At 66.0% G+C, this 24,917-nt stretch carries 26 protein-coding genes; 11 read left to right on the forward strand and 15 right to left on the reverse strand.

The features are described from left to right. Positions 1–8: 8 nt before the first annotated feature. The 6 genes from VAR608DRAFT_RS08675 to VAR608DRAFT_RS08700 all read right to left on the reverse strand — a co-directional run bounded on the left by VAR608DRAFT_RS08675 (position 9) and on the right by VAR608DRAFT_RS08700 (position 5,039). The gene (locus tag VAR608DRAFT_RS08675) at positions 9–764 is read right to left on the reverse strand and encodes an ABC transporter permease (protein WP_088953698.1); all 756 of its coding nucleotides are present in this window, start codon (positions 762–764) and stop codon (positions 9–11) included. After that, entirely contained in the window at positions 761–1,534 is a 774-nt protein-coding gene (locus tag VAR608DRAFT_RS08680) for an ABC transporter permease (protein WP_088953699.1), read from the reverse strand. The genes VAR608DRAFT_RS08675 and VAR608DRAFT_RS08680 overlap by 4 nt, the downstream gene beginning before the upstream one ends. Further along, complete coding sequence (locus VAR608DRAFT_RS08685; RefSeq protein ID WP_088953700.1) at positions 1,527–2,330, reverse strand: ABC transporter ATP-binding protein; 804 nt, start codon at positions 2,328–2,330, stop codon at positions 1,527–1,529. The genes VAR608DRAFT_RS08680 and VAR608DRAFT_RS08685 overlap by 8 nt, the downstream gene beginning before the upstream one ends. Further along, positions 2,327–3,274, reverse strand: coding sequence for an ABC transporter substrate-binding protein (locus VAR608DRAFT_RS08690; protein ID WP_088953701.1), 948 nt, complete (start codon positions 3,272–3,274; stop codon positions 2,327–2,329). The genes VAR608DRAFT_RS08685 and VAR608DRAFT_RS08690 overlap by 4 nt, the downstream gene beginning before the upstream one ends. Next, the gene (locus VAR608DRAFT_RS08695; RefSeq protein WP_088953702.1) at positions 3,271–3,963 is read right to left on the reverse strand and encodes a TetR/AcrR family transcriptional regulator; all 693 of its coding nucleotides are present in this window, start codon (positions 3,961–3,963) and stop codon (positions 3,271–3,273) included. Before VAR608DRAFT_RS08695 ends, VAR608DRAFT_RS08690 begins: the two co-directional genes overlap by 4 nt. Positions 3,964–4,028: 65 nt before the next feature. Beyond that, entirely contained in the window at positions 4,029–5,039 is a 1,011-nt protein-coding gene (locus tag VAR608DRAFT_RS08700) for a LysR family transcriptional regulator (protein ID WP_172843824.1), read from the reverse strand. 59 nt (positions 5,040–5,098) lie between these two features. Between VAR608DRAFT_RS08700 and VAR608DRAFT_RS08705 the strand changes: the two genes are divergently transcribed. From VAR608DRAFT_RS08705 to VAR608DRAFT_RS08715, 3 genes are read left to right on the forward strand one after another with little or no spacing between them, the layout of a single operon-like run. Continuing rightward, complete coding sequence (locus VAR608DRAFT_RS08705) at positions 5,099–6,058, forward strand: Bug family tripartite tricarboxylate transporter substrate binding protein (protein ID WP_088953704.1); 960 nt, start codon at positions 5,099–5,101, stop codon at positions 6,056–6,058. Between the two features lie 13 nt (positions 6,059–6,071). After that, positions 6,072–7,106: a zinc-dependent alcohol dehydrogenase gene (locus VAR608DRAFT_RS08710; protein ID WP_088953705.1), complete on the forward strand. Its 1,035-nt coding sequence runs from the start codon at positions 6,072–6,074 to the stop codon at positions 7,104–7,106. Next, the gene (locus tag VAR608DRAFT_RS08715) at positions 7,099–7,719 is read left to right on the forward strand and encodes a DUF4286 family protein (protein ID WP_088953706.1); all 621 of its coding nucleotides are present in this window, start codon (positions 7,099–7,101) and stop codon (positions 7,717–7,719) included. The genes VAR608DRAFT_RS08710 and VAR608DRAFT_RS08715 overlap by 8 nt, the downstream gene beginning before the upstream one ends. On the opposite strand, the gene VAR608DRAFT_RS08720 is transcribed toward VAR608DRAFT_RS08715, so the two are convergent. Continuing rightward, on the reverse strand, positions 7,674–8,651 hold the full coding sequence (locus VAR608DRAFT_RS08720; RefSeq protein ID WP_088953707.1) for a LysR family transcriptional regulator: 978 nt from the start codon (positions 8,649–8,651) through the stop codon (positions 7,674–7,676). The genes VAR608DRAFT_RS08715 and VAR608DRAFT_RS08720 overlap by 46 nt on opposite strands. 242 nt (positions 8,652–8,893) lie before the next feature. Between VAR608DRAFT_RS08720 and ggt the strand changes: the two genes are divergently transcribed. The 6 genes from ggt to VAR608DRAFT_RS08750 all read left to right on the forward strand — a co-directional run bounded on the left by ggt (position 8,894) and on the right by VAR608DRAFT_RS08750 (position 16,965). After that, on the forward strand, positions 8,894–10,513 hold the full coding sequence (gene ggt / locus VAR608DRAFT_RS08725; RefSeq protein ID WP_231973663.1) for a gamma-glutamyltransferase: 1,620 nt from the start codon (positions 8,894–8,896) through the stop codon (positions 10,511–10,513). A 147-nt stretch (positions 10,514–10,660) separates the two neighbouring features. After that, entirely contained in the window at positions 10,661–11,782 is a 1,122-nt protein-coding gene (locus VAR608DRAFT_RS08730) for a saccharopine dehydrogenase family protein (RefSeq protein WP_088953709.1), read from the forward strand. 95 nt (positions 11,783–11,877) lie between these two features. Beyond that, complete coding sequence (locus VAR608DRAFT_RS08735) at positions 11,878–13,629, forward strand: thiamine pyrophosphate-binding protein (RefSeq protein WP_088953710.1); 1,752 nt, start codon at positions 11,878–11,880, stop codon at positions 13,627–13,629. A 33-nt stretch (positions 13,630–13,662) separates the two neighbouring features. After that, positions 13,663–15,168: an L-piperidine-6-carboxylate dehydrogenase gene (amaB, locus tag VAR608DRAFT_RS08740; RefSeq protein ID WP_197700497.1), complete on the forward strand. Its 1,506-nt coding sequence runs from the start codon at positions 13,663–13,665 to the stop codon at positions 15,166–15,168. Between the two features lie 54 nt (positions 15,169–15,222). Beyond that, a complete protein-coding gene (locus VAR608DRAFT_RS08745; RefSeq protein WP_088953712.1) occupies positions 15,223–16,473 on the forward strand; it encodes an NAD(P)/FAD-dependent oxidoreductase in 1,251 nt (416 codons plus the stop codon). Positions 16,474–16,497: 24 nt separating this feature from the next. Beyond that, positions 16,498–16,965 (forward strand): hypothetical protein, encoded by a 468-nt coding sequence (locus VAR608DRAFT_RS08750; RefSeq protein WP_197700498.1) that lies wholly within the window; start codon positions 16,498–16,500, stop codon positions 16,963–16,965. Here the strand turns inward: VAR608DRAFT_RS08750 and VAR608DRAFT_RS37880 are convergent. Then, positions 16,943–17,566, reverse strand: a complete 624-nt coding sequence (locus tag VAR608DRAFT_RS37880; protein ID WP_231973569.1) for an IS630 family transposase — start codon at positions 17,564–17,566, stop codon at positions 16,943–16,945. The genes VAR608DRAFT_RS08750 and VAR608DRAFT_RS37880 overlap by 23 nt on opposite strands. After that, positions 17,484–18,008: a winged helix-turn-helix domain-containing protein gene (locus VAR608DRAFT_RS08760; RefSeq protein WP_088953016.1), complete on the reverse strand. Its 525-nt coding sequence runs from the start codon at positions 18,006–18,008 to the stop codon at positions 17,484–17,486. Before VAR608DRAFT_RS08760 ends, VAR608DRAFT_RS37880 begins: the two co-directional genes overlap by 83 nt. Positions 18,009–18,052: 44 nt before the next feature. On the opposite strand from VAR608DRAFT_RS08760, the gene VAR608DRAFT_RS08765 reads away from it, so the two are divergent. Next, on the forward strand, positions 18,053–18,358 hold the full coding sequence (locus VAR608DRAFT_RS08765) for a hypothetical protein (RefSeq protein WP_088953713.1): 306 nt from the start codon (positions 18,053–18,055) through the stop codon (positions 18,356–18,358). Here VAR608DRAFT_RS08765 and VAR608DRAFT_RS08770 read toward each other — a convergent pair. The 4 genes from VAR608DRAFT_RS08770 to hglS form a co-directional block, all read right to left on the reverse strand. Further along, positions 18,351–19,037, reverse strand: a complete 687-nt coding sequence (locus VAR608DRAFT_RS08770; RefSeq protein ID WP_088953714.1) for an aspartate/glutamate racemase family protein — start codon at positions 19,035–19,037, stop codon at positions 18,351–18,353. The two genes, VAR608DRAFT_RS08765 and VAR608DRAFT_RS08770, sit on opposite strands and share 8 nt — an antisense overlap. A gap of 28 nt (positions 19,038–19,065) precedes the next feature. Next, complete coding sequence (locus tag VAR608DRAFT_RS08775; protein ID WP_088953715.1) at positions 19,066–19,518, reverse strand: Lrp/AsnC family transcriptional regulator; 453 nt, start codon at positions 19,516–19,518, stop codon at positions 19,066–19,068. A 65-nt stretch (positions 19,519–19,583) separates the two neighbouring features. Further along, positions 19,584–20,696, reverse strand: coding sequence for an aminotransferase-like domain-containing protein (locus VAR608DRAFT_RS08780; RefSeq protein ID WP_157730744.1), 1,113 nt, complete (start codon positions 20,694–20,696; stop codon positions 19,584–19,586). A gap of 119 nt (positions 20,697–20,815) precedes the next feature. Further along, complete coding sequence (hglS, locus tag VAR608DRAFT_RS08785; RefSeq protein WP_088953717.1) at positions 20,816–22,198, reverse strand: 2-oxoadipate dioxygenase/decarboxylase HglS; 1,383 nt, start codon at positions 22,196–22,198, stop codon at positions 20,816–20,818. A gap of 189 nt (positions 22,199–22,387) precedes the next feature. Here hglS and gcvA point away from each other — a divergent pair, with 189 nt between their 5' ends. Continuing rightward, on the forward strand, positions 22,388–23,305 hold the full coding sequence (gene gcvA, locus VAR608DRAFT_RS08790; protein WP_088953718.1) for a transcriptional regulator GcvA: 918 nt from the start codon (positions 22,388–22,390) through the stop codon (positions 23,303–23,305). Positions 23,306–23,311: 6 nt separating this feature from the next. On the opposite strand, the gene VAR608DRAFT_RS08795 is transcribed toward gcvA, so the two are convergent. Together VAR608DRAFT_RS08795 and VAR608DRAFT_RS08800 are read right to left on the reverse strand one after the other, a co-directional pair. Then, positions 23,312–24,121, reverse strand: a complete 810-nt coding sequence (locus tag VAR608DRAFT_RS08795) for an amino acid ABC transporter ATP-binding protein (RefSeq protein ID WP_088953719.1) — start codon at positions 24,119–24,121, stop codon at positions 23,312–23,314. Beyond that, entirely contained in the window at positions 24,122–24,916 is a 795-nt protein-coding gene (locus tag VAR608DRAFT_RS08800; RefSeq protein WP_088953720.1) for an amino acid ABC transporter permease, read from the reverse strand. Between the last annotated feature and the right edge of the window lies 1 nt (position 24,917).

The raw sequence follows: 24,917 nt of genomic DNA on the forward strand, positions 1-24,917 counted from the left end.
TTGTCGTCTCAGGGGCGCTGCCAGCGCAGCAGCTTCTTCTCGGCCAGGGCCAGCAGCGCATTGCTCGCGAAGCCGATCAGGCCCAGCAGCACGATCCCGGCGAAGAGATCGCTCGCGCGGAAGGCACGCGCCGCGAGCAGGATGGCCTGGCCCAGGCCGGTCTGCGAGGCGATCATCTCGCCCACCACCGCGACGATGAGCGAGACGGTGAGCGCCAGCCGCATGCCGGCCAGGATGTCGGGCATCGCGTTGGGCAGGCCCACCTTCCATACGAAGGCCGCGCGCGACATCTGCAGGCAGCGCGCCACCTCGCCCAGGCGCGGCTCCACGCTGGCAAAACCATGCACCGTGGCCAGCAGCACCGGCCACATGGCACCGAAGGCCACCACGAACAGCACCATGCCGGGGCTGAGGCCGAAGATGGAAATCGCCAGCGGCATCAGCGCGGACGCGGGCAGCGGGCGGATGAATTCCAGCGTGGGCTGCACCCAGGCGCGCACCGCGGGCGACACGCCGATGGCCGCGCCCAGCGCCACCCCCGCGAGCGAGGCCAGCAGCCAGCCTTGCAGCATGCGGCCGGCGGTGGCCCGGGTGAAGTCGAGCAGGTCCGCGCGAAGCCCTTCGGCCAGGCTGGCGAGCGTGGCTTGCGGCGTGGGCAGGAACACGCGGCTCGCCCAGCCGGCGTTGCTCGCCACCCACCACAGCGCGACCAGCGCCGCGAGCAGCGTGAGCGAGCCCAGCCAGGAATGCGATCGCGCCTTCATGGCAGCGCCCCCATGCGGCGCGACACCGCGCGCTGCAGCCGCAACATCAGCGCGTTGACCGCCACGCCCACCACGCCGATCCAGCCCAGCCAGGCGAGCATCAGCGCGGGGTCGAAGCTTTGCTGTGCGAGCATCATCGCGTAGCCCATGCCGTTCGGGTTGGCGGCGATCTCCACCGTCACCGCCACCACCAGCGCCACGGCCACGCCCAGGCGCAGCGCGACGAACAGGCGCGGCGCGATGGCCGGCAGCACGATCTTCAGTACGCGCTCGCACGGCGAGAGGCCGAGCGCGCGGCTCACCTCCAGCAGGCGCGGCTCCACCTGCCGGACCGCGGCCTGCACCAGCAGCAGCAACGGCCAGAAGGTGGCGAAGGCCACGATGGCCAGCTCCATTCGCACGCCGAAGCCGAACATCAGCATGGCCAGGGGAATGAGGGCCACCGAAGGCACCGGCCGCAATACCTCGATGGTGAGAAAGCCGACCCCTGCGGCGCGCTGCGACAGGCCGAGCGCACTGCCCAGCAGCGTGCCCAGGCCCGCGCCGATCAGCAGGCCCAGCGCGGCGGTGCCGAGCGTGAAGCCGGTGGCCTGCCAGAGCGAGCCGTCCATGGCCGCGCCCGCGAAGGCCTGGAGTGCCGCACTGGGCGGTGCCAGCGCTTCGCTGCCCAGCGCGGCCGCGCGCCGCGCGTAGGCTTCATAGCCGCCCAGCAGCCCCAGTGGAAAGACCCAGGGGCGCACGCTGCGCCACAGCGCCGCGCCGCTATTCATGGCCCTGCTCGATGAAGGCGAACAGCTCGCGCCGCAGGCGCAGGAACTCCGGATGTTCCTTGGTGCCGAGCTGGTCGCGCGGGCGCGGGATGGCCACGTCGATCATGCGTGCCAGGCTGGGCCGGCCCGGGCCGGGATTGGCCTGCAGCGCGATCACGCGGTCGCCGAGGTAGATGGCCTCTTCCAGGTCGTGCGTGACGAACAGCACCGTGAGCCCGTCCTCGCGCACCAGCCGCGCGAGTTCGTCCTGCAGGCTCTGGCGGGTGAGGGCGTCGAGGGCACCGAAGGGCTCGTCCATCATCATGAGTTCGGGCTTTTGCGCCAGGCAGCGGGCGATCTGCGCGCGCTGCTGCATGCCGCCCGACAACTGCACCGGAAACTTCTGGCCGTGGCGCGCCAGCCCCACCTTGCCCAGCACGTCGGCAATGCGCGCCGAGCGCTCGGCGGCAGGCGCGCGCCCGGCTTCGAGCGCGAGGCTGACGTTGCCCTCGACCGTGCGCCAGGGCAGCAGGGCGCGGCCGTAGTCCTGGAACACGAAGGCGACCTCGCGCGAGGGCTCGGTCATGGCGCGGCCCTTGCGCCGCACCTCGCCCGCGCTGGGCGTCACCAGGCCGCTGGCCGCACGCAGCAGCGTGGTCTTGCCGCAGCCGCTGGGGCCGACGATGCAGACGAATTCGCCGCGCGCCACGTCGAAGCTGGTGGGCGAGAGGATCTCGCGCCCGCCGAGCCTGATCGACACGCCCTCGAATCTCAGGAAGGGTTCGGCCAAGCCCAGGGGCAAGTCATTGGGCTTCATTTGGCAATCAGCCGCGCGACGTCGATGGAGGACTTGAGCATGTCCTGTTCCTTCATCAGACCCACCCAGTAGGCCAGCTGCTGCTCGCTCACGGTGGGGCCGGGCGGCGAGACCTGGATCCTGGCCAGCACCTCCGCCGGCAGCTTGATGTACTTGCCGATGGCGGCGCGCACCGGCGCGTCGTTCTTCGGCTGCTGCATGAAGGCGCTGGCTTCCTGCACCGCCTCGCGGAAGCCGCGGGCGGCTGCGGGGTTCTTCTCGATCCATTCGCGCCTGGCGGCGTGCACGATGGTGGGCTTGTTCTCGGGCAGGAAGGTCGAGTAGTACGAAGCCACGTAGCCGGCGCCGCTGTCGGTGATGCGGCTCATGAAAGGGTCGGCCGAGACCACCGCGTCCACCGAGCCGCCGCGCAGAAGGTCGGCGTGCTGCGGGAAGGCGGCCTCGACGAAGTTGAGCTTGCGAAAGTCCACGCCGTTGTCCTTGAGCCAGGCGCGGAAGGTCACGTGCAGGAAGGCGCCCAGGCCGGGCACGCCGATCTTCTTGCCCACGCAGTCCTGCGCGGACCTGATGCCCGAGCCGGCGCGCGCAACCAGGCCGAAGCCGGTGAACGTCTTGGAGGTGAGGCCGCCGCCGGCCACCAGTTGCAGGTCCAGCCCGCCGTCGACCGCCTGCAGGAACACCGAAGGCGTCGGCCCGCCGATCTGCAGCGAGTCGGACTGCAGCGCGGGCGGAATGGTGGAGTTCAGGGGGATGAACTTGCACTCCACATCGAGGTTGCGCTTCTTGAAGTAGCCCTCCTCGGCGGCAACGAAGACCGACGCGAAATCGGTGACCGCGGTGTAGCCGAAGACGATCCTGGCGCTGCCTTGGGCGCGTAGCGGAAGGGCGCAGGCCGCGGCCGCGGCGCCCATGGCCGACAGTAGCGTGCGTCGTTGGATTCTCATGCTGCTTGTCTCCTGGATTTGATCGTGGGGGATGAGGTACGCGGCCGCGGCAGCGCGCCGCGCAACCCGCCGACGATGAAGTTGCGCAGCAGCTCGCCGGCTGCCGGGTCGGCCGGCTGGTCTTCGCCGCCGGAGAGGCGCTCCACGCGCGTGTCGGTCAGGTGGTGCAGCAGCGCGCCGAGCGCGAACTGGTAGCCCCAGGCCACCTGCCCGCGCGTGGCATGCGGCAGCGCGCGCTGCAATGCGTCGATGAAAGCGATGGCCAAGGGGTCGAAGTAGCGGCGCAGCACCCGGTCCGCTTCCTCGGTCGCGTGCGACAGCTCGCGCGCCACCAGCAGCGCGTAGTACTCCCCCTCGCTGCTGGCGCGAAGCTGCAGCACCGGCGCGATGAAGGCTTCGATGATCCGCGGCAGGGTCCGCGCATCGGCCGGATCGATGCGCACTGCGGCGAGCGCGGCCAGGCGCTCCTCGATGGTGTGGTTCCAGTGCTCGAAGATGGCTTCGAACAGTGCGTTCTTCGGGCCGAAGTAGTAGCCGACCAGCGCCAGCGGCACACCGGCCTCGTCGGCGATCTGGCGGATGCTCACCGCGTGGTAGCCGTGCTGCGCGAACAGCCTTTCCGCCGCCAGGAGGATGGCTCCCTTGCGGTCGATGCGGTCGTCGCCGGCGCGGCTGGATAGGCGTGGCATGCCGAGTATTGAACGATCGTACAACTGTGTTGTACAGCCGTACAAACCCTGATCGCCCGATCCACTTATCGGTCCTCGTCGCGACGTGCGGGACGTCTCCTTGCCAGGCGCGCGCTCACCTGGTGCTGAAGGCCGGCAAATATTCCTTCCATTGCGCCTGTCAATGCAGGCGTCATTGGATTGGCATCGGCCTTTCGACGCAGCAGAACAAGAAGCTCATTGGCCGAGGCGTCACGAAGGCTGACAAAGGCCGTGCCGGGAACGGCCAGCAGCGCGCATGAAGACGGTACCAGCGCCACGCCAAGACCGGCACTCACCAGATCCAGCACGCCGTGCACGGTGCTCGCCTCGTAGCGAATCCGCGGGCTGAAGCCCGCACTTGCGCACAGGTGAATCGATTGGTCGAAGTAGGCTGGGCCGCGGTGGCGCGTGAACGCAACGAAATCATGTTGCGCGAATCTCTTCAAGTGAACCGAACGCCCGAACTCTCGTGCCTCCTGCGAAGCCAGCGCGACACAGAACGGATCGGCCATCTGCGCCGCGACCAGCAAGCGCGGATCATGTGGCCTGCCGCGTGCAATGCCGGCGTCGAGATGACCCGAAGCGACCGCCTCGGCCTGGTCGCTGCTGATCATTTCGCGCAGTTCGAGCTGCAAGCCCGGATGTTCCTGCCTCAGGCGTCGGGCCAGCTTGGGCAGCACGGTACTGCTGGCCGACGGCACGAATCCGAGTGCCAGGTGGCCGCCGGTGAGGCCTTCGTTCAAGGTTTCCTTCAGGCGCGCAGCGCGCTCGAGCAGGAAGCGCGCTTCCGGCAGCAGTGCTTCGCCGGCGGGTGTCAGGCGCACGCCCTTCGGATGGCGGAAGAAGAGCGCCGTGCCCATCTGGTCCTCGAGCTGCCTGATCTGCACGGACAGCGGCGGTTGCGCGATGAACAGCTTTTCCGCAGCCCGGCTCAGATTGCCCGATTCGGCCACAGCAACGAAATAGCGCAGATGTCTCAGTTCCATGGCTGCGGCAATCCATATCGAAAAAGTATGGTGTACATAGTCTATCGGTGTTTGGAATATCGAATCCATGCACCCAGAATTCCGTTCCATCAGGCGCGTAGCGTCGACTATCGAATGGAGACAAGCTCATGAAGAAATCCGCGGCGCTGGTCATCGGCTGCGCACTGAGTCTTGCAGCGGCGGCTCAGGGCTGGCCTGACAAACCCGTGAAGCTGGTCGTGCCCGCGCCGGCAGGCAGCTCGCTCGACTTCATTGCGCGCACGCTCGGCGACAAGCTTCGCGATCGGTGGAAGCAGCCTGTGCTGGTCGACAACAAGGCAGGAGCAGGCGGCATGCTCGGGATGACCGCGGTCGCCAAGGCCCCCGCCGATGGCTACACGCTGGGTATCGGCTTCAACGGCCCGATCGCCTTCGGGCCGTACATGTACAAGAAGATGGCCTACGACCCGGCGAAGGACCTGCTGCCGATCGTGCTGACCTCGTCGCAGCCCAACGTGCTGGCGGTGCCGGCCAGCAATCCGGCGAGGACGCTGCCCGAATTCGTCGCCTGGGCCAGGAAACAGGGCGGCAAGATCAACTACGCGTCGGTCGGTGCCGGCAGTTCCTCGCACTTGACCATGGAGCTGTTCAAGAGTGCCGCTGGTTTCGAAGCCACGCATGTGCCTTTCGCCGGTTCGCCGCCAGCCGGGATCTCCGTGGCGTCGGACGAGACACAGGCTTTGTTCACGGTGGCCCCCGCGCTGCTGCCGCTGGTTCAAGGCGGCCGGGTCCGGCTCCTGGCCGCCACCAGCCCGAAGCGCACCGAGACGATGAAGGACCTGCCCACGGTCGCCGAGTCAGGCTACCCCGGCTTCGAAGCGCTGGCCTGGAATGGTCTCTTCAGCGCGGCGGGTACCCCAACCGATCTGGTAGCCCGCATCAACGCCGATGTGAACGAGGTCATGAAGGACAGCAACGTGCGCGATGCGTTTGCCAAGCAGGGGCTCATCATCGGCGGAGGATCTCCTGAGGACTTCAAGGCCTTCATCGCCGCGGAGAGCCTCAAGTGGGGCGCGATCATCAAGAAGAACGGCATCAGCATCGACTGAGACAGGAAGCACCGTGCAAGCCCTGCGCAAGACACGCCCGGAAGCGGGCCTCGAATTGGTGGATGTTCCACTCCCCGTCGTGGACCCGGGTTCCACCGATGTCCTGGTGAAGGTCAGCGCCACCGGAATCTGCGGCAGCGACCTGCATGTGGATGACTGGACGTCCAGCTACGCGTTCATCACCCAAAGTCTTCCGGTCACGATCGGGCACGAGTTCGTCGGAGTCGCGCAGACGGGTCCGCTGGCGGGGCGACGCGTGGTGGTTCGTCCCTCGGTGACGTGCGGCATCTGTGCGGCATGCGCAGCGGGCAACCACGACGGCTGTGAAAAGCGGCGGGGCATCGGCATGACCCGCGATGGCGCCTTCGCCCCATGGGTCAGGGTCCCGGTGCGCAACTGCGTCCCGGTTCCCGACCATCTGAGTGACGAACTCGCAGCCCTCACGGAGCCGCTGACCATATCGATGCAAGCGCTTCGCGTCGCCGGCGAGGTGGCTGGCAAGCGCGTGTTGGTAATGGGCCCGGGCACCATCGGACAGGGCATTGCGGCGCTGGCCCGTCGCGCCGGCGCGATGCAGGTTGTCGTCAGCGGCTTCGATGACGCAGCTCGTTTCGAAGCGCTACGCCAGATGGAGTTCGACGCGCTGGTCGACGTGGCAAAGCAGTCCTTGGCCGATGGCACGCGGCCATTCACGAAAGGCGAACCGTTCGATGTCATCTTCGAAGCGACGGGTGTCCCGGAAACCATCGAGGAAGCTCTCAAGCTGCTGCGCCGAAACGGCATCGTGGTGGTCACCGGCATTCATGCTCGCCCGCTTCAGCTCGACTTGACGCCTCTCGTGCGCAACCAGCAGCAGCTGCGAGGCTCTTTCCGGCCGCCCGAATCCGACTGGCCGCGGGCGCTCGAACTGATGGGCGAAATGGACGCGATCATGCGCCCCATGGTGAGCCACGTCCTGCCGTTGTCGCAGGCGCACGAGGGCTTCGCGCTGGCGCACGCGAAGGCAGCGAGCAAGGTGCTCCTGAAGCCGGATCTGCGCCATGAGTGACAAGCCGGCAGTCACGGGTGCGGTCCTCGCGCTCTGGAACGATGTGACGCCTGAGCTCGATGCCGAATACAACGATTGGCACGCGAACGAGCACGTCCCCGAGCGATTGTCGGTTCCGGGCATGCTTTGGGGCCGGCGCTATCGGCACGTCGGAGGTGCTGCGGCGCCCCGCTATCTCACGATCTACGGAATGCAGGATGCAGAGGTGCTCGAGAGCGACGCCTATCGCCTGCTATTGGATCGTCCGACACCGATGAGCGCGCGCATGCGCCCGCACCTGGGCAACGTATCGCGCTGGGTGTGCGAGGTTCGCGAGATGCATGAGCTCGGCACGGCGAGCGGTCTTTCGGTCTGGACATTCGACTCCGGGCAGATCACGGGGGCGTGCGCAACCGGGCGCGCAGGTTGCAACCACGGATTGCTGCTCGCCAGAAGATTGCCGCAAGCGTCGCCCCTGCCGTGGCTGAAGGGTGGACAAGCGCGATCGATCGAGGGGAGCTGGCTCCTGGCGCTTGGAAGGAGCGACGAAGCGGCTGCCGAGATCAGGCCCATCCCGGGAGCGCTGATTTACGCACCTCTCGCGGTGGGCCGCACGTCCGGCTCCGCGCCTTGAACCGGCTTTCCCGCTTGCAGGTAGCGCGCAAGTTCGCCCTGCAGCACCTTGACCCGGTCAGGCACGAAGCGCCGACTCGGCATGACCGCATAGAGCGGGGCTGCCATGCCCTTGTAGCCGGGGAACAAGTCGACCAAGCGGCCGCGCGCGAAGGTGTCGCCGAGGTCGGGCGTCGGCATGTAGACGATGCCCAGGTTTTCTTCTGCCCATCGCAATGCGATCGTGGCGGAATCGCACGAGAAGCGTCCGTTCACACGGACGTCGCAGCGCTTGCCGACCTGGTCCTTGATGGCTCCGTCGCCGTGCGCGGGCGTGAAAGCCCAGGTATCGAGCCGCCGGCCATGATGCAGATAGGTGATGCACTCGTGGTGCGCCAATGCGAGTGGCTCTTCGGGTGCACCGTGGCGCGCAAGATATTCCGGGCTTGCACAGGCGGTGCGGTGCCCCGGCACCAGCAAGCGTGCGACGAGCTCGGAGTCGGGCAGGGGACCATAGCGCACGGCCAGGTCGATCCCTTCCTTCACCAGGTCCAGGTGTTCGTCTCCTGCCCTGAGATCGATCTCGACACCGGGATGCAGTTGGGAAAATCCCGCCAGCCAGGCCGCCAGCAGGTTGTGCGCCATCGTCGTGCTGGTCGCGATGCGGATGGAGCCGTGCAGACCCTCGCGCGCTTCGCGAACGCGAGCCTGTCCCTCGGCGATCACGTCGAGAGCCCTGCGCGCATGGTCGATCATGATTCGGCCTTCCCGCGTCGGATTGACGGATCGGGTGGTCCGCTCGAAGAGCCTTGCATCCAGCGCCGCTTCCAGGCGCTTGACGGCTGCACTGACTGCGGATGCGCCGAGGCCGGATCGCCGCGCCGCGGCAGAGAGGCTTCCCGTGTCCGCAATGGCAAGCAGCAGGCGAAGGTCGGCCAGATTATCAAATTTCATTGCAAGGTCTCTTCGCCGCCGGCTCCGTTGTCCCGCACGGACGTCGCATCTTAGAGTACCCGGGCCCAAGCACCGTCCCGGCTGCTGGATTCCATCGAGACCCTTTCATGCACTTCCCGAATTCCCTCCATGCCCGCCCCTTGGATGCGGGCCGAACCGCGCTCATCGCGCTGTGCACGGCCGTGTATCTCACGGGGGGCGCACACGCAGCTTCCCAGGCACCGGTCGCGGCCGAACACGGCATGGTCGTGAGCGCGCAGCATCTGGCCAGCAAGGTCGGCGTCGATGTCCTCAAGCGCGGCGGCAATGCCGTCGATGCGGCGGTCGCCGTGGGCTATGCGCTGGCGGTGGTCTACCCCGCCGCGGGCAATCTCGGCGGCGGCGGCTTCATGACCGTGGAACTGGCCGACGGCCGCAAGACCTTCCTCGACTTCCGCGAGAAGGCGCCGCTGGCTGCAACCGCCAACATGTACCAGGACAAGGACGGCAACGTCATCAAGGGCCTGAGCACCAACGGCCAGCTCGCCGTGGGCGTGCCGGGCTCCGTGTCCGGCATGGAATACGCGCGCGAGAAGTACGGCACCATGAAGCGCGCCGACCTGATTGCCCCCTCGATCCAGCTGGCCGAGAAGGGCTTTGCGCTGGAGCAGGGCGACATCGACATGCTGTGGACCTCGACCGCCGACTTCCGGAAAGACCCGGTCTCGGGCGCCATCTTCCTGAACAAGGGCCAGCCCTTCCAGGTCGGCCAGAAGCTGGTGCAGAAGGACCTCGGCAAGACGCTGCGCGCCATCAGCAGGAACGGCACCGACGGCTTCTACAAGGGCTGGGTGGGCCAGGCCATCGTGGCGTCGAGCCAGGCCGGGAACGGCATCATCACCCAGGCGGACCTGGACCAGTACAAGACGCGCGAACTCGCGCCCGTGGAGTGCGACTACCGCGGCTACCACGTGGTGTCGGCACCGCCCCCCAGCTCGGGCGGCGTGATCATCTGCGAAATGCTCAACATCCTCGAGGGCTACCCGCTCAAGGACCTGGGCTTCCGCTCGGCCCAGTCGGTGCACTACCAGATCGAGGCCATGCGCCACGCCTACGTCGACCGCAACAGCTACCTGGGCGATCCCGAATTCGTGCAGAACCCGCTCGACCGCCTGCTCGACAAGGGCTACGCCGCGAACATCCGCGCGGCCATCGACCCGAAGAAGGCCGGCGTCTCCAAGGACATGATGCCCGGCATGGCGCTGCAGGAAGGCAGCAACACCACCCACTACTCGATCATCGACCGCTGGGGCAATGCCGTTTCCGTGACGTACACGCTGAACGACTGGTTCGGCGCAAAGGTCGCGGCCGCCGGCACCGGTGTGCTGCTCAACAACGAGATGGACGACTTCACCTCGAAGGTCGGCGTGCCCAACATGTACGGCCTGGTGCAGGGCGAGGCCAATGCCATTGCCCCGGGCAAGCGCCCGCTGAGCTCGATGAGTCCGACCATCGTGTCGAAGGACGGCAAGCCGGTGTTCGTGGTCGGCACGCCGGGCGGCAGCCGCATCATCACGGCCGTGCTGCACACCATCCTGAACGTGGTCGACTACGGCATGAACGTGCAGGAGGCGGTCGATGCGCCGCGTTTCCATCAGCAATGGCTGCCTGACGTCACCAACGTCGAAAGGTTCGCGCTGAGCCCGGACACGCAAAAGATCCTGACCGACATGGGCCACAACCTGGGCGTGCCGCAGCCGGCCAACCACCTCGCGGCCATCATCGTGGGCGCGCCCGCGATGGGCGGCAAGCCGGTTGGCAACAACCGCTTCTATGGCGCCAACGACCCCCGCCGCAACACGGGCCTGGCTGCAGGGTATTGAGAGGAGCGGCGTCGCGCCGCTTCAAGCGACGAAAACCTTCGTCGTTCTGACGATCATTCCCGCTATCTCGTCAATCTGCTCCGTATCTTCTGCCAGCACCTGAACCTACATTTCTCCTCAGGCCCGAGCGGCTTGAAGGAGAAATAGATGGTCAATCAACCCTGGAAGAACGTCCTGGTCCTGGGCGCCGGCAAGGTCGGCGCCACGGTTGCCGACATGGTGGCCGAGTATCACGGCCTGCCTGTCACGCTGTGCGATGCCAGACCCGCGGTGGGCACGGCGGCCGATCCGCTGGTCACGCGAGTCCAGCTCGACGTCGAGGACGATGCGCAACTCGGCGGGATGCTCGCAGAGCACTCCGTCGTGATCAATGCGCTGCCGTATTTCCTCGCGGCCCGCGTTGCCACGGCCGCGGCCAGGCAAGGCGTCCACTACTTCGATCTGACCGAAGACGTGGCCGCCACGCGGGCAATCCGCGAGCTTGGCAAGGACGCGAGGTCCACGCTCATGCCGCAAAGCGGCCTCGCGCCCGGCGTCATCGGAATGCTGGGCGCCGATCTGGCGAGTCGCTTCGACGAGCTCTACGACCTGCGCCTGCGCGTGGGCGCCCTGACGCGCAACGCGACCAACAGCCTGCGCTACAACTTCACCTGGAGCATCGACGGCGTCATCAACGAATACTGCAATCCCTGCGACGCCATCGTGAACGGGGAGCTGGTGTCGGTTCAGCCGATGGAAGGTCACGAAACCTTCACGCTGGACGCCGAATCCTTCGAAGCCTTCAACACCTCGGGCGGGCTGGGAACCTTGTGCGAAACGCTCAAAGGCAAGGTCCGCAATCTCGACTACAAGACGATCCGTTATCCGGGCCATCGCGACGCGATGAATTTCCTGCTGCATGACCTGCGGCTCATCGAGCGTCGCGAACTGCTCAGGGACGTGCTGGAGCATGCGGTCCCGCACAGCCGCGAGGACGTGGTCATTCTTTTCGCTTCCGCCTCGGGCATGCGCGACGGCCGCTTCGAGCAGCAGACCCGCGTGGCGCGGGTGTTCGGATCGCGCCTGCGCGGCAAGGCCCGCACCGCCATCGAGCTCACGACCGCGGCCGGCGTGGTCGGCGTCCTCGAACTCCTGCAGCAAGGCAAGTTGCCGCAGCGCGGGTTCGTCGGGCAGGAGCAGGTGTCGCTCGCCGATTTCCTTTCCACCAAGGTCGGCCACTACTACGCGAGCCTCGCCGTCTCTGCCGAACGCGAACAGGCACTGGCCTGACCTGCTGAAAAAAGACACGACCCGGGCCGGGGAGCATGCGCTCCTCGGGCACCGCTCGACCCTCTACTTCAACCAACCGGGAAACCCAAAGAATCATGCTTGGCGCCGACGTACTCGTGCAAATGTTGATCAACTACGGTGTGGATGTGCTGTTCGGCGTGCCGGGCGACACCAACGTTCCGTTCTACGAGGCCTTGCAGCGCCGCAAGGACGAGATCGAACACGTGATGGCCCGGGATGAGCGCTCGGCCGGGTTCATGGCCGATGCCTACGCCCGCCTGACCGACAAGCCGGGCATCTTCGAGTGTCCGTCGGGTGCAGGCGCCATGTACTCGCTGCCGCCGGTTGCCGAATCCAACGCGTCCTCGGTCCCGGTGATCCTGCTGACGATCGACCTGCCGCTGCCGGGTGAAGGGCGCGGGATGATCACGGAGCTGGATTGCGCCAGGCTCTTCGAACCCGTGACCAAGATGTCGGTGCAGGTCAAGTCGGCCGAGAAGCTGCCCGAGATCATCCGCCGTGCCTTCCGCGTGGCCTGCTCGGGCACGCCTGGCGCCGTTCACCTGCAGATCCCCGAGGACATGCTGCTGGCAGAGGTCGACCCGGCCAGGATCTCGCTGCACGCCGAAGAGGAGTGCAAGACCTTCCCGGCCTTCCCGATGGGCCCCGCTCCCGGCAAGCTCGAGCGCCTGTTCGAACTGCTGGCTTCCGCGCGCAAGCCGCTCTTTGTCGCGGGCGGTGGTGTGAACCGCTCTTGCGCCGGCAGCGCGCTCACCGAAGTGGCGCAAGCCCTGAACATACCGGTGGTCAACACCATCACGGGTCAAGGCGTGCTGCCCGATGATCATCCGCTCGCCATCGGCGTGATCGGTGACAACGGCTTCCACCCGCATGCCAATCGCGCGCTCGAGGAGTCCGACCTGAGCATCTTCGTGGGCTCGCGCATGGGCTCCGTCGTGACTGTGGGCTGGACCTTCCCCAAGTCGTCGCTCGACAAGCGCGTGGTCCAGATCGACATCAACCCCGAGCGCCTGGCGAACAACTATGAGAACCTGCTCTCGATCGCCGGCGACGCGCAGCTCGTCCTGCAACAGATCCTGAGGACGGCATCGCCCGATTTCGATCGGTCCCGTCACCAGCCGTGGGTCGACCAGCTCAACAGCTGGCGCTCGAACTTCTGGGCGCATGCACAAGAGGTCCTGAACTCGGGCGAGCTTCCCCTGCGCCCCGAGCGCGTGGTGCAGGAATTCAACAAGCGGCTGGACGCCTGCGGCAAGGCCGTGCACATCCTCTGTGACGCCGGCACGCCGACCCCGTACATGACGCGCTTCCTGCGCATCGGCGATCGCCGCACGCGCTTCGTGATCCCGCGCGCCTTCGGCGGCCTGGGTTCGGCCATCCCGGCGGTGGTCGGTGCCTGGTACGCAGACCGCAACCGCCGGCCGATCGGCATGTTCGGCGACGGCTCCTTCAACATGAGCGTCGGCGAGCTGGAAACGCTGGTGCGCAAGAAGGTGCCGGCATTGCTGATGCTGTTCAACAACGGCTGCTTCGGCTGGATCAAGGGCCTGCATCGCCTGAAGGGCCACCAGGAGTGCTTCGGCGTCGACTTCCTGCCTGCGCGCGGCCAGGCCATCGCCGAAGCCTTCGACATCAGGTCCTGGACGGTCGAAACGCCCGAGCAGCTGGCCCTGGCACTCGACGAAGCCTTCGCCTACGACGGCCCCTGCCTCATGGACATCCGCGTGGAATCGCTGGCCGATCGGGTGCCGCCCGTCTACTCGTGGCTCAACAAGAAGGGCCGCGATCCCCTGGCGTTGAAGCCCGAGGACGTCGCCTATCTCTGAACTTCGTTCACCATCAAAATTTCGAGAATCGCCATGCCTGAATTCAAGTCCGTGCTCGAGCGCTGCGGCTTCAAGGCCGCCGACTACACCGAAGGCAGCCTCACCGTTCGCTCGCCGATCGATGGCGCCGTCCTGGCCCAGGTTCACGAAACCCCTGCCGCATCCATGCAGGCCGTCATCGACCGTTCCCACGCTGCCTTCCTGAAGTGGCGCAGCGTGCCGGCGCCGGTGCGCGGCGAACTCGTTCGCCTATGGGGCGAAGAGTTGCGTGCGGCGAAGCAGGACATCGGCCACATCGTTTCAAAGGAAGTCGGCAAGATCGTCGAGGAAGGCCTGGGCGAGGTGCAGGAAGGCGTCGACATCTGCGAATTCGCCCTCGGCCTGTCGCGCCAGCTCCATGGCAAGACCATCGCTTCCGAGCGCCCCGGGCACCGGATCATGGAGCAGTACCACCCGCTGGGTCCCGTCGCTGTCATCACGGCGTTCAATTTCCCCAGCGCCGTGTTCGCCTGGAACGCCGCCCTGGCCCTCGTGTGCGGTGACCCGGTGATCTTCAAGCCTTCGGAGAAGGCGCCGCTTTCGGGCATGGCGACCTTCAAGGCGCTGGAACGCGCGATTGCCAGGTTCGGCGGCCGCGCACCCGATGGCCTGGCACAGATCGTGGTGGGTCGCACGCCCCTGGCCGAGGCCCTGGTCGAGAGTCCGAAGATTCCCCTCGTCTCGGCCACGGGTTCGACGCGCATGGGTCGCATCGTGGGCCCCAAGGTGGCCGGCCGCTTCGGCAAACGCATCCTGGAACTGGGCGGCAACAACGCGATGATCGTCACGCCCGCAGCCGACCTGGACATGGCCCTGCGCGCCATCCTGTTCGGGGCGGTGGGAACGGCCGGTCAGCGCTGCACCTCGCTGCGGCGGGTGATCGTGCATCGCAGTGTCAAGGATGCGCTGCTGGAGCGCGTCCTCAAGGCCTACGGCAACCTGCGGATCGGCGATCCTCTCTCGCCCGGCAATCTCGTGGGGCCGCTGATCGACGAAGCTGCCTACACGGCCATGCAGCAGTCCCTCGAGACGGCACAGGCCGAGGGTGGCAAGCTGCTGCGCGGCGGCAAGCGCGTGCTCGAAAAGGAATATCCGAGTGGATTCTTCGTCGAGCCGGCGATCGTCGACATGCCGGGCCAGACGGCCATCGTGAAGCACGAGACCTTCGCACCGCTGCTCTACGTGCTGACCTACGATGACCTGGAACAGGCCATCGCGCTCAACAACGATGTGCCGCAGGGCCTGTCGTCCTGCATCTTTTCCACCGACATGCAGGAAGTCGAATTGTTCATCTCCGAGGCCGGCTCGGACTGCGGGATGGCCAATGTCAACATCGGCCCGAGCGGCGCCGAGATCGGCGGCGCATTCGGCGGAGAGAAGGAAACCGGCGGTGACCGCGAGAGCGGTTCGGACGCCTGGAAGCAGTACATGCGCCGCACCACCAACACCATCAATTTCTCGAAGGAATTGCCGCTGGCTCAAGGCATCAACTTCGGTTGATCGCATCGGGGACCCGATCGCCTCCCGAGCCGCCGCCGGAACGAGAATGGAAGAATGAAGAAGACAGTGGCGGTCCTGGGTGCGGGAATGATCGGCGTCAGCTGCGCCCTCGAGTTGCAGCGCAGAGGCTGGGACGTGGTGTTGCTGGACAGGTCCGCGCCAGGCCAGGAAACCTCGTACGGGAACGCCGGCGTCTTTGCGCGCAGCTCCCTCATGCCGATGAACAATCCGGGACTGTGGTCGTCCCTGCCCCGGCTGGTGCGCAACACCAGCGTCCAGCTGCGCTATGACCCCGCGTTCCTCATTCGCAATGGGCGCTGGGCCGCCAGCTTCCTCTACAGCGCAAGGCGGGCCTGCTTCGAAGAGACCACGGCGGCACTCGATTCGCTCATCAAACTGTCCGCAGATCTTCATGGTCGCTGGTTGCCGGAGGCCGGCGCCCAAGGGCGCCTCCGAACCAATGGATGGTTCTTTCTGTATCGGTCCGAACAGGCGTTCGAGGCAAGCCGGCTGACCCGCGACACCCTGGACAAGTTCGGCGTCGCCACGCAGGTTCTCCAGCCTGCCGACATCCGTGCGCTCGAACCGAGCCTCAAACCGATCTTCGCCAGGGCGTTGTGGATCAAGGACGCCGCCTCGGTCGACAACCCGGGCGCAGTGGTGAACGCCTATGCGGAGCTCTTCGTCGTTCGCGGTGGCCGGATCGTGCGAGCCCAGGTCAACGGGCTCGCGCGGCTGAATGAAGACTGGCAGATCTCGCTCGGCCAGGGCGATGCTCTGCGCGCCCGGCACGTCGTCGTGGCGCTCGGCCCCTGGTCACGAGAGTTCCTGCGAAAGAGCCTCGGACTGTCCGTGCCGATGGCCTACGAACGCGGCTATCACAGGCATTTCGATGCTGAAGGCGGTGCCACTTTGGGGCGGCCCATCTACGACACCGCCGGCGGCTACGTGCTCGCGCCCATGGAAATGGGCATGCGGATGTCGACCGGCGTCGAGCTTGCCGATCTGGATGCGCCCAAGAGCGATGCGCAACTGACGCTGGCCGAGAAGGCCGCGCGCGAAGCCTTCCCGCTGGCCGAGCGTCGCGAGTCGGAGCCTTGGCTCGGCAGCCGGCCGACGCTGCCGGACAGCCGGCCCGCCATCGGACCCTGTCGCTCGCACCCGTCTCTCTGGTTCGCGTTCGGTCACCAGCATATTGGTCTCAGTACGGGCCCGGGTACGGCCCAGATACTGGCCGACATGCTGGAAGGGGCGCAAAGCAAGATCGACGTGGCCCCCTTTGCGCCGTCGCGATGGGGCCTTTGATTCCTTGTCACTTGGAGTATTCGAATGATCCTTAAAGGCGGTTTCACCAATTACGAACAGCCGGTCGGCGTGCTGATGCTCGACACGCGGTTTCCACGACCCAGGGGGGACATCGGCAATGCGTTGACATTCGATTTCCCGGTTCGCTACAAGACGGTGCAAGGCGCCGACACCGCGAAGATCATGGGCGACTCACCTTGGCCGGATCTTCTGGAGCCGTTCATCTCCGCGGCGCGCGAACTCGAGCGGGAGGGCGTGCAATGCATCACGACGAGTTGCGGCTTCCTCGCTCCGTTCCAGAAGCATCTGGCGGCGGCGGTGAACGTGCCCGTGCTGGTGTCCAGCCTGCTGCAGGCACCCTTGATTCACGCGCTTCTGCCGCCCGGAAAAGTGATCGGTGTCTTCACGGAGCGTGCGCACCATCTCAATGACGATCATTTCAAGGGTGTCGGCTGGTCGATGGATCATACTAAGTTGCGTTCAAAGATATAGAAGTTATCCAATCGAAACCGGTCATCGATCGGGTTCTCTCGTGATCTGATTCGAGCGCCACCAGCCCTGTCGTGAGGGCGCGTTCGACGGCGTCGAGGTTGGCGAAGACATGGTTGGCAAAGCAGTCCTCGCGAATCGCCTCCCACAGATGCTCGGCCGGGTTGAGTTCGGGGCTGTACGGAGGCAGGTAGATCAGTCGCATGTGATCCGGGACCGCGAGTTGACCTGCCAGATGCCAGCCCGCCTGGTCCATGACCATCACGATGAATTCCTCGACATGGCGCTGGGCGACCTCGGCCAGGAATAGCGACATGGTCTCGGCGTTCACCCAGGGCAGCACGAGGCTGTCCATCACGCCGTCGTGTGGGCTGACGGCACTGAAGGCATAGATGTACTTGCGCTCCAGGCGAGCGCCGACGACAGGTCGAATGCGGTGTGGCGCCCAGCAGCGACGCGGCGTGCCCAGCAATCCGAATCGCCCCTCGTCCTGGAACATCAGCCGCACCGCGCGACCTTGTTCAGCCTGGCGCACGACCTCTTGGCGTACCTGGCGGCGGAGTTTTTTTAAAGGCGGCCTGTGCCGCGACGTCCGCCTTGGGATGCCGGGGCCGGGGCACGACCTTGCGCCAGCCGTGACGGTCGAGCAGCCGATAGATCGTCGAGGGCGCCACCGCCTTGCCGAGTTGCTTCTGGTAGGCCTGCTGGATCTCAGCTACCGTCAACATCCCGCCTGCCTGTGCGCGTTCGACGAAGGGTGCCAGCAACTCCTGCTCCTGTTCGGCGCTCAAATGCTGGTGGTGTCTGCCACCGCGGCCTCGAAGATCGAAGATGGCATCACCTTCCTTGGCCCATCGAGAGTGCATCACATGCACGGTGGTGGTTGACCAACCCAGCAACTGTGCAATCTGCGCGGCCGAGCTGCCCAGCGTGGCCCTGATCAGCACGCACTGGATGCGCTGGTACTGCGCATGGCTGTCGGCTTGCTTGAGCCGTTCTGCCAAGCGCATCACGGTCGCCTTATCCCCAACGATCAGACTCTTCATCCACGACTCCTTGAAGTACGTGGACAGACATGATATCTAATCTATTGAACGCAAATTGGTATCAGATCCCGACCTATGTCCAGGGCATGCCTGCAGATGCCGTCTTTCCGGCCACCTACATCGGCGGGCGCGACCAGCTCGACACGGACGTGCTGCGCGAAGAGATGCTGGCGATGACGAGGGCGTTCCTGAAGAGTTGCCCGGACGCCGGCGCCATCCTCTTCGAGTGCACCAACATGTGCCCGTTCAGTGCCGACGTGGCGGCTGAAGCCCGCTTGCCGGTGTTCGACGTCAACACGCTGATCAACTGGGCCTACAGCGCCTTGCGGCCCCGGCAGTTTCTCAAGTAAGCGAACCCAAGCGTTCGCGCCAGCGCGAGATCACGAGCGTTTCGACGTCGAACACGCTTCGCCTTGTCGCCCTCGCCACGGCCTCGCGGTAGGGCGGCATGTTGGTGCACTCGAGCACGATGGTCTCGACATTCGGATGGGCGGCCACGAGGGCCCTGGCGGCATTCACGACATCGGCTTGCGCCTTGCCGAAATCGAGCTCGGCATGATTGCCGAGGATCCGCGTGTGGAACTCGCAGCCGGGTTCGACGCCCTGTACGGGCGTGCCGGCCGGGACCTTGGCGGTCGCCAGGATGGACGGCGTCAACGAGGCCGCATCGATGGTGACGATCCCGGGCAGGGCATGGTCACGGCATTGCAGGATGCTCGAAGTGATCACGGGGACAGCTACCGCATCCGCCAACGCATCCTGGTAGGCGGCAAGAAAGCCGCAGCTCGTGGACAGCATGACCGCGCCTTCGTTCACCAGCGCGCTTGCTGCGTCGATGAACGGCCGCAGGAAGCTCGGATCCGCGTCGCGGACGATGCGCTGGGGCGAGGCCCCGCGCACCACCGAATAGCGAACCGGGATTCCCGCCCTTTCAAAGGTCTCGGCATTCCCGATGTCCCCCGGCGGACGCGGGAAGTTGGTATCGAGCATCAACACGCCGAGGAAGCCGCGATGTGGGGATGAGGCCATGATGAAAGTCGAGCCGTGGGCGATTGGGTCAGGTGACGGAACTTCGCCGGTCGATCTTGCGGCTGAGGACCAGCGAGGTATGGGTCTGGCTGATACCGTCGATGAGGCCGATCTGGTCCAGCAGTGCATCGAGCTGCTCGGGGGTCTCGCAGCGGAACAACACCATGTAGTCGTACTGGCCGCTCACCGCCCACACCTCCTCGACTTCCGGCAGACGCTCGAGGGCCCGGATGACCGCCGACGCGCTGCGCGCGTTGACGCTGATGCCACAGAAGGCGCGCACGGCGGCATGCTCGACGCGCTGGCCCAGCCGCACGCCGTAGCCTGCCACGATGCCTTCTCGCTCCAGGCGAGCGATTCGCGCCACGATGGTCGTGCGTGCGACCTTCAGTTTTCGCGCGAGATTGGCCGCGGGTTCCCTGGCATTGGCTTGCAGCAGGCTCAGAAGATGGCGGTCGATGTCGTCCAGGCGAAGGTCCATGGCCTTGCAGCTCCTCGTGCGAAAGACACCATTCTTGCATTCCGGAAGATCGTCCTCCTCGAGCCTTATCGCAGCCTCAATTGGCGCATCGCATTGGACAGGCGCCCAGCGCCTTCCCGCATGCCGGCGGTGTCCTGCGTGGCGAAGGAAAGCCTGAAGAACGCGGGGTCCGAGGCCTCGGCGAAGAAAGCGGCGCCGGGAACGAACATGACGCCGTGCTCGATCGCGGCGGCCAGCCAGTCCTGCGCGCAGACGCCTGGCGCGCGGCCCCACATGAACATGCCGCCCTGCGGCTCGGGCATCTCGATACGGTTCCCGAACTGTTCCTCGAGCGCCCCGAAGAGGGCCATGGCGCGCGCGCGATAGCTTTCGCGCAAGGTCGGCAGATGCCGTTCGAAGGCGCCGGACTTCAGGTAGCGCGCCGCGGCCGTCTGGGTGAGCGTCGAAGCGTGCATGTCATCGACCTGCTTGGCCAGGACGCACGCGCGACGGATCGCCGCCGGGCCGAGCATCCAGCCCACCCGCAGGCCCGGTGCCATCGTCTTGGACAGCGAGGCCAGGTAGATCAGCACTTCCTCTGCGCCCTGGACTGCATTCCTCGCCGCATGGATCGGCGCCGGCGGGGCCTGGTCGAAATACAACTCGCCGTAGGGGTCGTCCTCGATCACCAGGCATTGGTAGCGCACGGCAAGCTCGGCCACCGCCTGGCGGCGATGGGCCGCGAGCGTCAGCCCGGTCGGGTTGCCGAACGTGGGCACCGTGTACAGGAGCTTCGGCTTGTGAGCGGCCATGGCGAACTCGAGCGCTGCAATGTCCAGTCCTTGCTGATCCATCGGGACTTGGTGCACTGTCGCTCCGGCGAAGCGGAAGGCCGACAGCGCTGCAGGATAGGTCGGGGCCTCGACGAGCACGGTGTCGCCTGGGCAGAGCAAGGTTCGCGCAAGCAGATCGATGCCCTGTTGCGAACCACTGAGCACCTGCACGTCTTCCGGCCGGGCGTCGAGGCCTCGAGCTCGCGAGAGGCGAGCGAGTTCGGCGCGCAAGGAAGGGTCGCCTTCGGTGCCGCCGTATTCGAGTGCGCGCGCGAATTCGGCCGGCTCCAGTTGGGCGAGGCAGGCTTGCAGGCCCTGCGCGTCCATGAGCCCGGGGTCCGGGTAGCCGCCGGCGAAAGAGATCATTCCGGGGCGCTCGGAGAAGCGCTTGAGTTCCCGGATCGGAGAGCCCGGAGCGTTGGCGTACCTCGGGCTGATGAACGATGGAGCGGCCATGGTGGAGTGGGTCCCTGGAATGTCTTCGATCAGCCGACCGACGCAGTGCGAAAGCGGCGCAGCTGCAAAAGGCTCTGCTCGAGAGACGTGTCCTGTTGAGCCTGATACAGCACGAACTCGTCCACCACTTCACGGCCCAGCGCCGCTTCAAATGCAACCTTGTCGCCGCCGATCGCATAGCTCTGGTCGTCGCGCTTGCCCAGGTTGGAGCGGAAGATCCCGGCAGCGCTGACCGGCAGGAAGTCCTGGTAGAGGACGGGTTGCGCGGTGAGCCAACCCCGCTCGACGAGTTCGTCGGCCTCCGTGTCCGGCGACGGGAGGCCGGCGGCCGCCCGCGCGTCGACCGCGTACCGGAAGAACGCCAGGCCTTCGCGGCGCAAGGTATCGAGATCATCGGGAAACTCGGCGAAAGCCACGGCCAGCGCTTCTTCCATCGGCACCCCGTCGCGTTCGGCTCGAAGCGCCGCAGCCAGGGACTTGTCGTAGCGCTCGCGGCCCTTGCGCGTGAGCGCGATTCCGCGCTGCTCGATTTCCCCGAAGCGCGCCGTGTGAGTGCCGGCCACCGGCTGCTTGCCCGGGAAGCGAATCGGCTCCTCCAGCGCGAGGAAGCTGGTCTGGCGCAGCAGGATCGGATGCTTGCGCCTCGGCGGGCCCTCGATCCTGTCCTTGGCATGGATCGCGCGACGGCGCATTTCGGACTGCGCGGCATCGATGTCCAGCACGCGCGGCGTCAGGTGATTGATGTGCGGCCCCTTGAAGCACACGACATCGGCAATCAGGGGGTGCGCGGCGCGTAGCTTCCTGTAGGTCTCGATGTCGACCGTCGCCTCGCTGTGCCAGCGGAATGTCTCCAGGGCCTGTGCGATGAATTCCTCGGCCACATCCGAAGCGATCCCGCCTTCGCGCTCGGCCTGCTCGATGAGTTCGACGCAGCGCGGCGTGAAGATCTGGCGCAGGCTCAGAATCCGCGCGGCTTCCTCGCGCAAGGCCGCGTCGGCGATCAGGTCCAGCCTCAAGAGCGAGGTGAAGACGCGGAAGGGACTGTGCGCGAGTGCGGCATCGCTCGTCGGTCGAAACGCGGTGGCGTGAACGGGAATTCCCGCCAGGGCCAGGTCGTAGTAGGCCACCGGCTCCATGCCCATCAGCGCAAACAGGCGGGCCATCATGGAGAGCTCCTGGGCGGTGCCCAGACGGATCGCGCCGTGCCTCTCGATGTCCAGGCCGGAAAGCTGGCCCGTGCTGTTCATCTGCTTGGCCAGGCTCGGCGACTCGTGCAGGCATTCGGCGTTGATGTCGGCCACCAGGTCCAGCAGCGTGCCGTACAGGGGGACCTCGGCGCGATACATGGCTGACAGCGCGCGCGAGAACATCGCGCGCAATTCATCGGGATGGACGGGGCTGGTGCGCAGCATGGCAGTGGCTGGTCGAATGAGGGAGGGCGATCGATGGGGCGGGGTCCCGAGGCCTTCACTATCGCGGCGGACGCGGCGTTCGGATATCGTTCATTTCGAACGAAATCATGTTCAAATGGAATGAAGTGGGCTGGACACTCATAGGAAGCGCTCCGGCCCTTGCCTCGGGTTTCATACGTCAGGCGCAAGATGTTCAAACGCGATTTTTTGCCGTCGATGGGCGTGCTGATGGCCTTCGAGTGCGCGGCCAGACACGGCAGCATCTCGCGCGCCGCCGAGGAGCTGCACCTCACGCAAAGCGCTGTTTCGCGCCAGATCAAGCAGCTGGAGGACCAGGTCGGCACGGTCCTGTTCCATCGGGTCCGTCAGCGCGTCGTTCTCACCGATGCGGGGCGCGTGTATGCAGCGGAGCTGCGCGGCGCAATGGAGTCGGTTTCCCAGGCGACCCAGAAGGTGATGACCCTCGGAGGGGTTGGCGAGGTGCTGAATCTCGCCGTGCTGCCGATGTTCGCCACGCGCTGGTTGATTCCTCGCATGAGCCGGTTCGTCGCTCGGTTTCCGAAGGTCATCGTCAACTACGCAAGCAAGACGGAGCCTTTCGATTTCCATCGGGAGCCGTTCGACGCGGCGATCCACTACGGTGAGGACTTCTGGCCCGAGGCGTCCTGCACCTATCTGCTCGCGGAGAGCGTGCTGCCGGTTTGCAGCCCGGAATTCAAGCGGCGGCATCGCATTCGGACCAAGGCGGACTTGCCCGGCGAAACACTGCTTCAGCAGTCGACCCGTCCCACCCAATGGGCGGAATGGTTCGATCAGGTGGGTGTCTCGACCTCAGCCGCGATGCGGGGACCACGCTACGAGCAGTTCTCGATGCTGGTCCAGGCCGCGGCGAGCGGTCATGGAGTCGCCTTGGTGCCGCGTTTCCTGGTCGAGGAAGAACTGCAATCCGAGCGCCTGGTCCTTCTGTCGCACGAGGTCCTGGTCACCCAGCAGGCGTACTACGTCGTGCTGCCCGACGCCGGCAGCCAGAACCCGCTCGCACTGGCCTTCCGCGACTGGCTGGTTCAAGAGGCCAAGGCCGTGCAGCCGCGATCGACGCACCGCTGAAGGAGTTCAGGCGGCGGCCGCGGCCGCAGAGCGCATCGGAACGACGTTTTGTTCCGACGCCTTGAAGCGACCGAGGAACGCGCGGGTCGACTCCTGCCGAGGGTTGTCGATCACCACGGAAGGCGGACCGCACTCCGCGACCACGCCGTCGCGCATGAAGATCACCTGGTCCGCGACTTCACGCGCGAAGGCGATCTCGTGCGTGACGAGAATCATGGTCATGCCCTCCTTGGCGAGGCCCTTGATGACGTTGAGCACCTCGCCGACCAGTTCCGGGTCCAGCGCCGAGGTGGCTTCGTCGAAGAGCATGACGGCCGGCTTCATCGCCAGCGCCCTCGCGATGGCGACCCGCTGCTTCTGGCCTCCGGACAGCTTGTCGGGATGGTAGTCGGCCCGCTCGGCGAGGCCCACCTTGCCCAGGAGGTCGCGCGCTCTGGCCTCCGCTTCGGCCTTCGGCATCTTCAGCACGGTGACCGGTCCTTCCATGACGTTCTGAAGCGCCGTCATGTGAGGAAAGAGATTGAAGTGCTGGAAGACCATGCCGGTCGATGCCCGGAACCTGGCGAGGCTCTTCTCCTTCGGCAAGGTGGTCTGCCTGCCGTTGAACTCGATGGTCTGTTCGCCGACGGTGATGCGGCCCGCATTGGGCACCGACAGCAGATTGATGCAGCGCAGAAGCGTCGACTTGCCGGATCCGGAGGGGCCGATGAGGGCGACGACCTGGCCGCGGTCGACCTGGAGGTTGATGTCCTTCAGGACCGCATTGCTTCCGAAGGACTTTTTCAGGCCGGAAATCTCGATGACGGGGCGGGACATTCAGGCCTCCTTCGGGCCAGAGCCGTATTCCAGGCGCTTGACCCAGATCGTGACCGGGAAGAGCACGGCGAAGTAGGCGATCGCGGTGAAGGTGTAGACCTCGAGCGGACGATAGTTGTCGTGCGCGATGACCTGGCCCTGGTACAACAGGTCCGGCACGGCAAGCACGGACAACAGCGATGTGTTCTTCAGCTGCATGATCGACTGGTTCATCAGCGGCGGCGTCATCTTCTTGAACGCCTGGGGCAGGATGATTCGTCGCATCAGCTGAAAGCGGGTCATGCCGATCGCCCTGGCGGCTTCCGTCTGGCCAGGATCGATCGAGATGATGCCGCCCCGGATGATCTCGGAGTAGAACGCACCGCCGTACAGCGCAAGGCACAGCGTCGCAGCGGCCACGGCCGACAACTCGATGCCGGTCAGGACCGGCAGGGCGTAGTAGAACCACACGAGTTGCACCAGGACCGGCGTGCACCTGAAGACCTCGACGTAGGCCCGCAGGGGCGTCGTGATGACGGGATTGGTCGAGAGGCGGCCCAGGCCGGCCACGAGGCCGACGGCCAGGCCGAGCGCCACGCACACGATGGTGAAGAGGAGGGTGTACCCGAGGCCTGAAGCCAGCAGATTGCGGTACTTCCAGAGGGATCCGAAGTCCCAGTCGTAGCCCGTACCTGCCGCACCGCCGCCGAAATGGCGAACCAGGGCCCACAGGGCGAGCGCCGTCACGAGCACGCCTGCCGCGACGCCGAACACGGAGCGGTTGTTCGCTTCCGGATCTGACTCGACGTGTTGCATG

This window comes from Variovorax sp. HW608 (assembly GCF_900090195.1).
Taxonomy (GTDB): Bacteria; Pseudomonadota; Gammaproteobacteria; order Burkholderiales; family Burkholderiaceae_C; genus Variovorax.

Coding starts and splice junctions, on each gene's coding strand:
- VAR608DRAFT_RS08675 (WP_088953698.1), bottom strand. CDS start 764: ATGAAGGCGCGATCGCATTCCTGGCTGGGCTCGCTCACGCTGCTCGCG.
- VAR608DRAFT_RS08680 (WP_088953699.1), bottom strand. CDS start 1,534: ATGAATAGCGGCGCGGCGCTGTGGCGCAGCGTGCGCCCCTGGGTCTTT.
- VAR608DRAFT_RS08685 (WP_088953700.1), bottom strand. CDS start 2,330: ATGAAGCCCAATGACTTGCCCCTGGGCTTGGCCGAACCCTTCCTGAGA.
- VAR608DRAFT_RS08690 (WP_088953701.1), bottom strand. CDS start 3,274: ATGAGAATCCAACGACGCACGCTACTGTCGGCCATGGGCGCCGCGGCC.
- VAR608DRAFT_RS08695 (WP_088953702.1), bottom strand. CDS start 3,963: ATGCCACGCCTATCCAGCCGCGCCGGCGACGACCGCATCGACCGCAAG.
- VAR608DRAFT_RS08700 (WP_172843824.1), bottom strand. CDS start 5,039: ATGGATTCGATATTCCAAACACCGATAGACTATGTACACCATACTTTT.
- VAR608DRAFT_RS08705 (WP_088953704.1), top strand. CDS start 5,099: ATGAAGAAATCCGCGGCGCTGGTCATCGGCTGCGCACTGAGTCTTGCA.
- VAR608DRAFT_RS08715 (WP_088953706.1), top strand. CDS start 7,099: ATGAGTGACAAGCCGGCAGTCACGGGTGCGGTCCTCGCGCTCTGGAAC.
- VAR608DRAFT_RS08720 (WP_088953707.1), bottom strand. CDS start 8,651: ATGAAATTTGATAATCTGGCCGACCTTCGCCTGCTGCTTGCCATTGCG.
- ggt (WP_231973663.1), top strand. CDS start 8,894: ATGGTCGTGAGCGCGCAGCATCTGGCCAGCAAGGTCGGCGTCGATGTC.
- VAR608DRAFT_RS08730 (WP_088953709.1), top strand. CDS start 10,661: ATGGTCAATCAACCCTGGAAGAACGTCCTGGTCCTGGGCGCCGGCAAG.
- VAR608DRAFT_RS08735 (WP_088953710.1), top strand. CDS start 11,878: ATGCTTGGCGCCGACGTACTCGTGCAAATGTTGATCAACTACGGTGTG.
- amaB (WP_197700497.1), top strand. CDS start 13,663: ATGCCTGAATTCAAGTCCGTGCTCGAGCGCTGCGGCTTCAAGGCCGCC.
- VAR608DRAFT_RS08745 (WP_088953712.1), top strand. CDS start 15,223: ATGAAGAAGACAGTGGCGGTCCTGGGTGCGGGAATGATCGGCGTCAGC.
- VAR608DRAFT_RS08750 (WP_197700498.1), top strand. CDS start 16,498: ATGATCCTTAAAGGCGGTTTCACCAATTACGAACAGCCGGTCGGCGTG.
- VAR608DRAFT_RS08760 (WP_088953016.1), bottom strand. CDS start 18,008: ATGAAGAGTCTGATCGTTGGGGATAAGGCGACCGTGATGCGCTTGGCA.
- VAR608DRAFT_RS08770 (WP_088953714.1), bottom strand. CDS start 19,037: ATGGCCTCATCCCCACATCGCGGCTTCCTCGGCGTGTTGATGCTCGAT.
- VAR608DRAFT_RS08775 (WP_088953715.1), bottom strand. CDS start 19,518: ATGGACCTTCGCCTGGACGACATCGACCGCCATCTTCTGAGCCTGCTG.
- VAR608DRAFT_RS08780 (WP_157730744.1), bottom strand. CDS start 20,696: ATGATCTCTTTCGCCGGCGGCTACCCGGACCCCGGGCTCATGGACGCG.
- hglS (WP_088953717.1), bottom strand. CDS start 22,198: ATGCTGCGCACCAGCCCCGTCCATCCCGATGAATTGCGCGCGATGTTC.
- gcvA (WP_088953718.1), top strand. CDS start 22,388: ATGTTCAAACGCGATTTTTTGCCGTCGATGGGCGTGCTGATGGCCTTC.
- VAR608DRAFT_RS08795 (WP_088953719.1), bottom strand. CDS start 24,121: ATGTCCCGCCCCGTCATCGAGATTTCCGGCCTGAAAAAGTCCTTCGGA.
- VAR608DRAFT_RS08800 (WP_088953720.1), bottom strand. CDS start 24,916: ATGCAACACGTCGAGTCAGATCCGGAAGCGAACAACCGCTCCGTGTTC.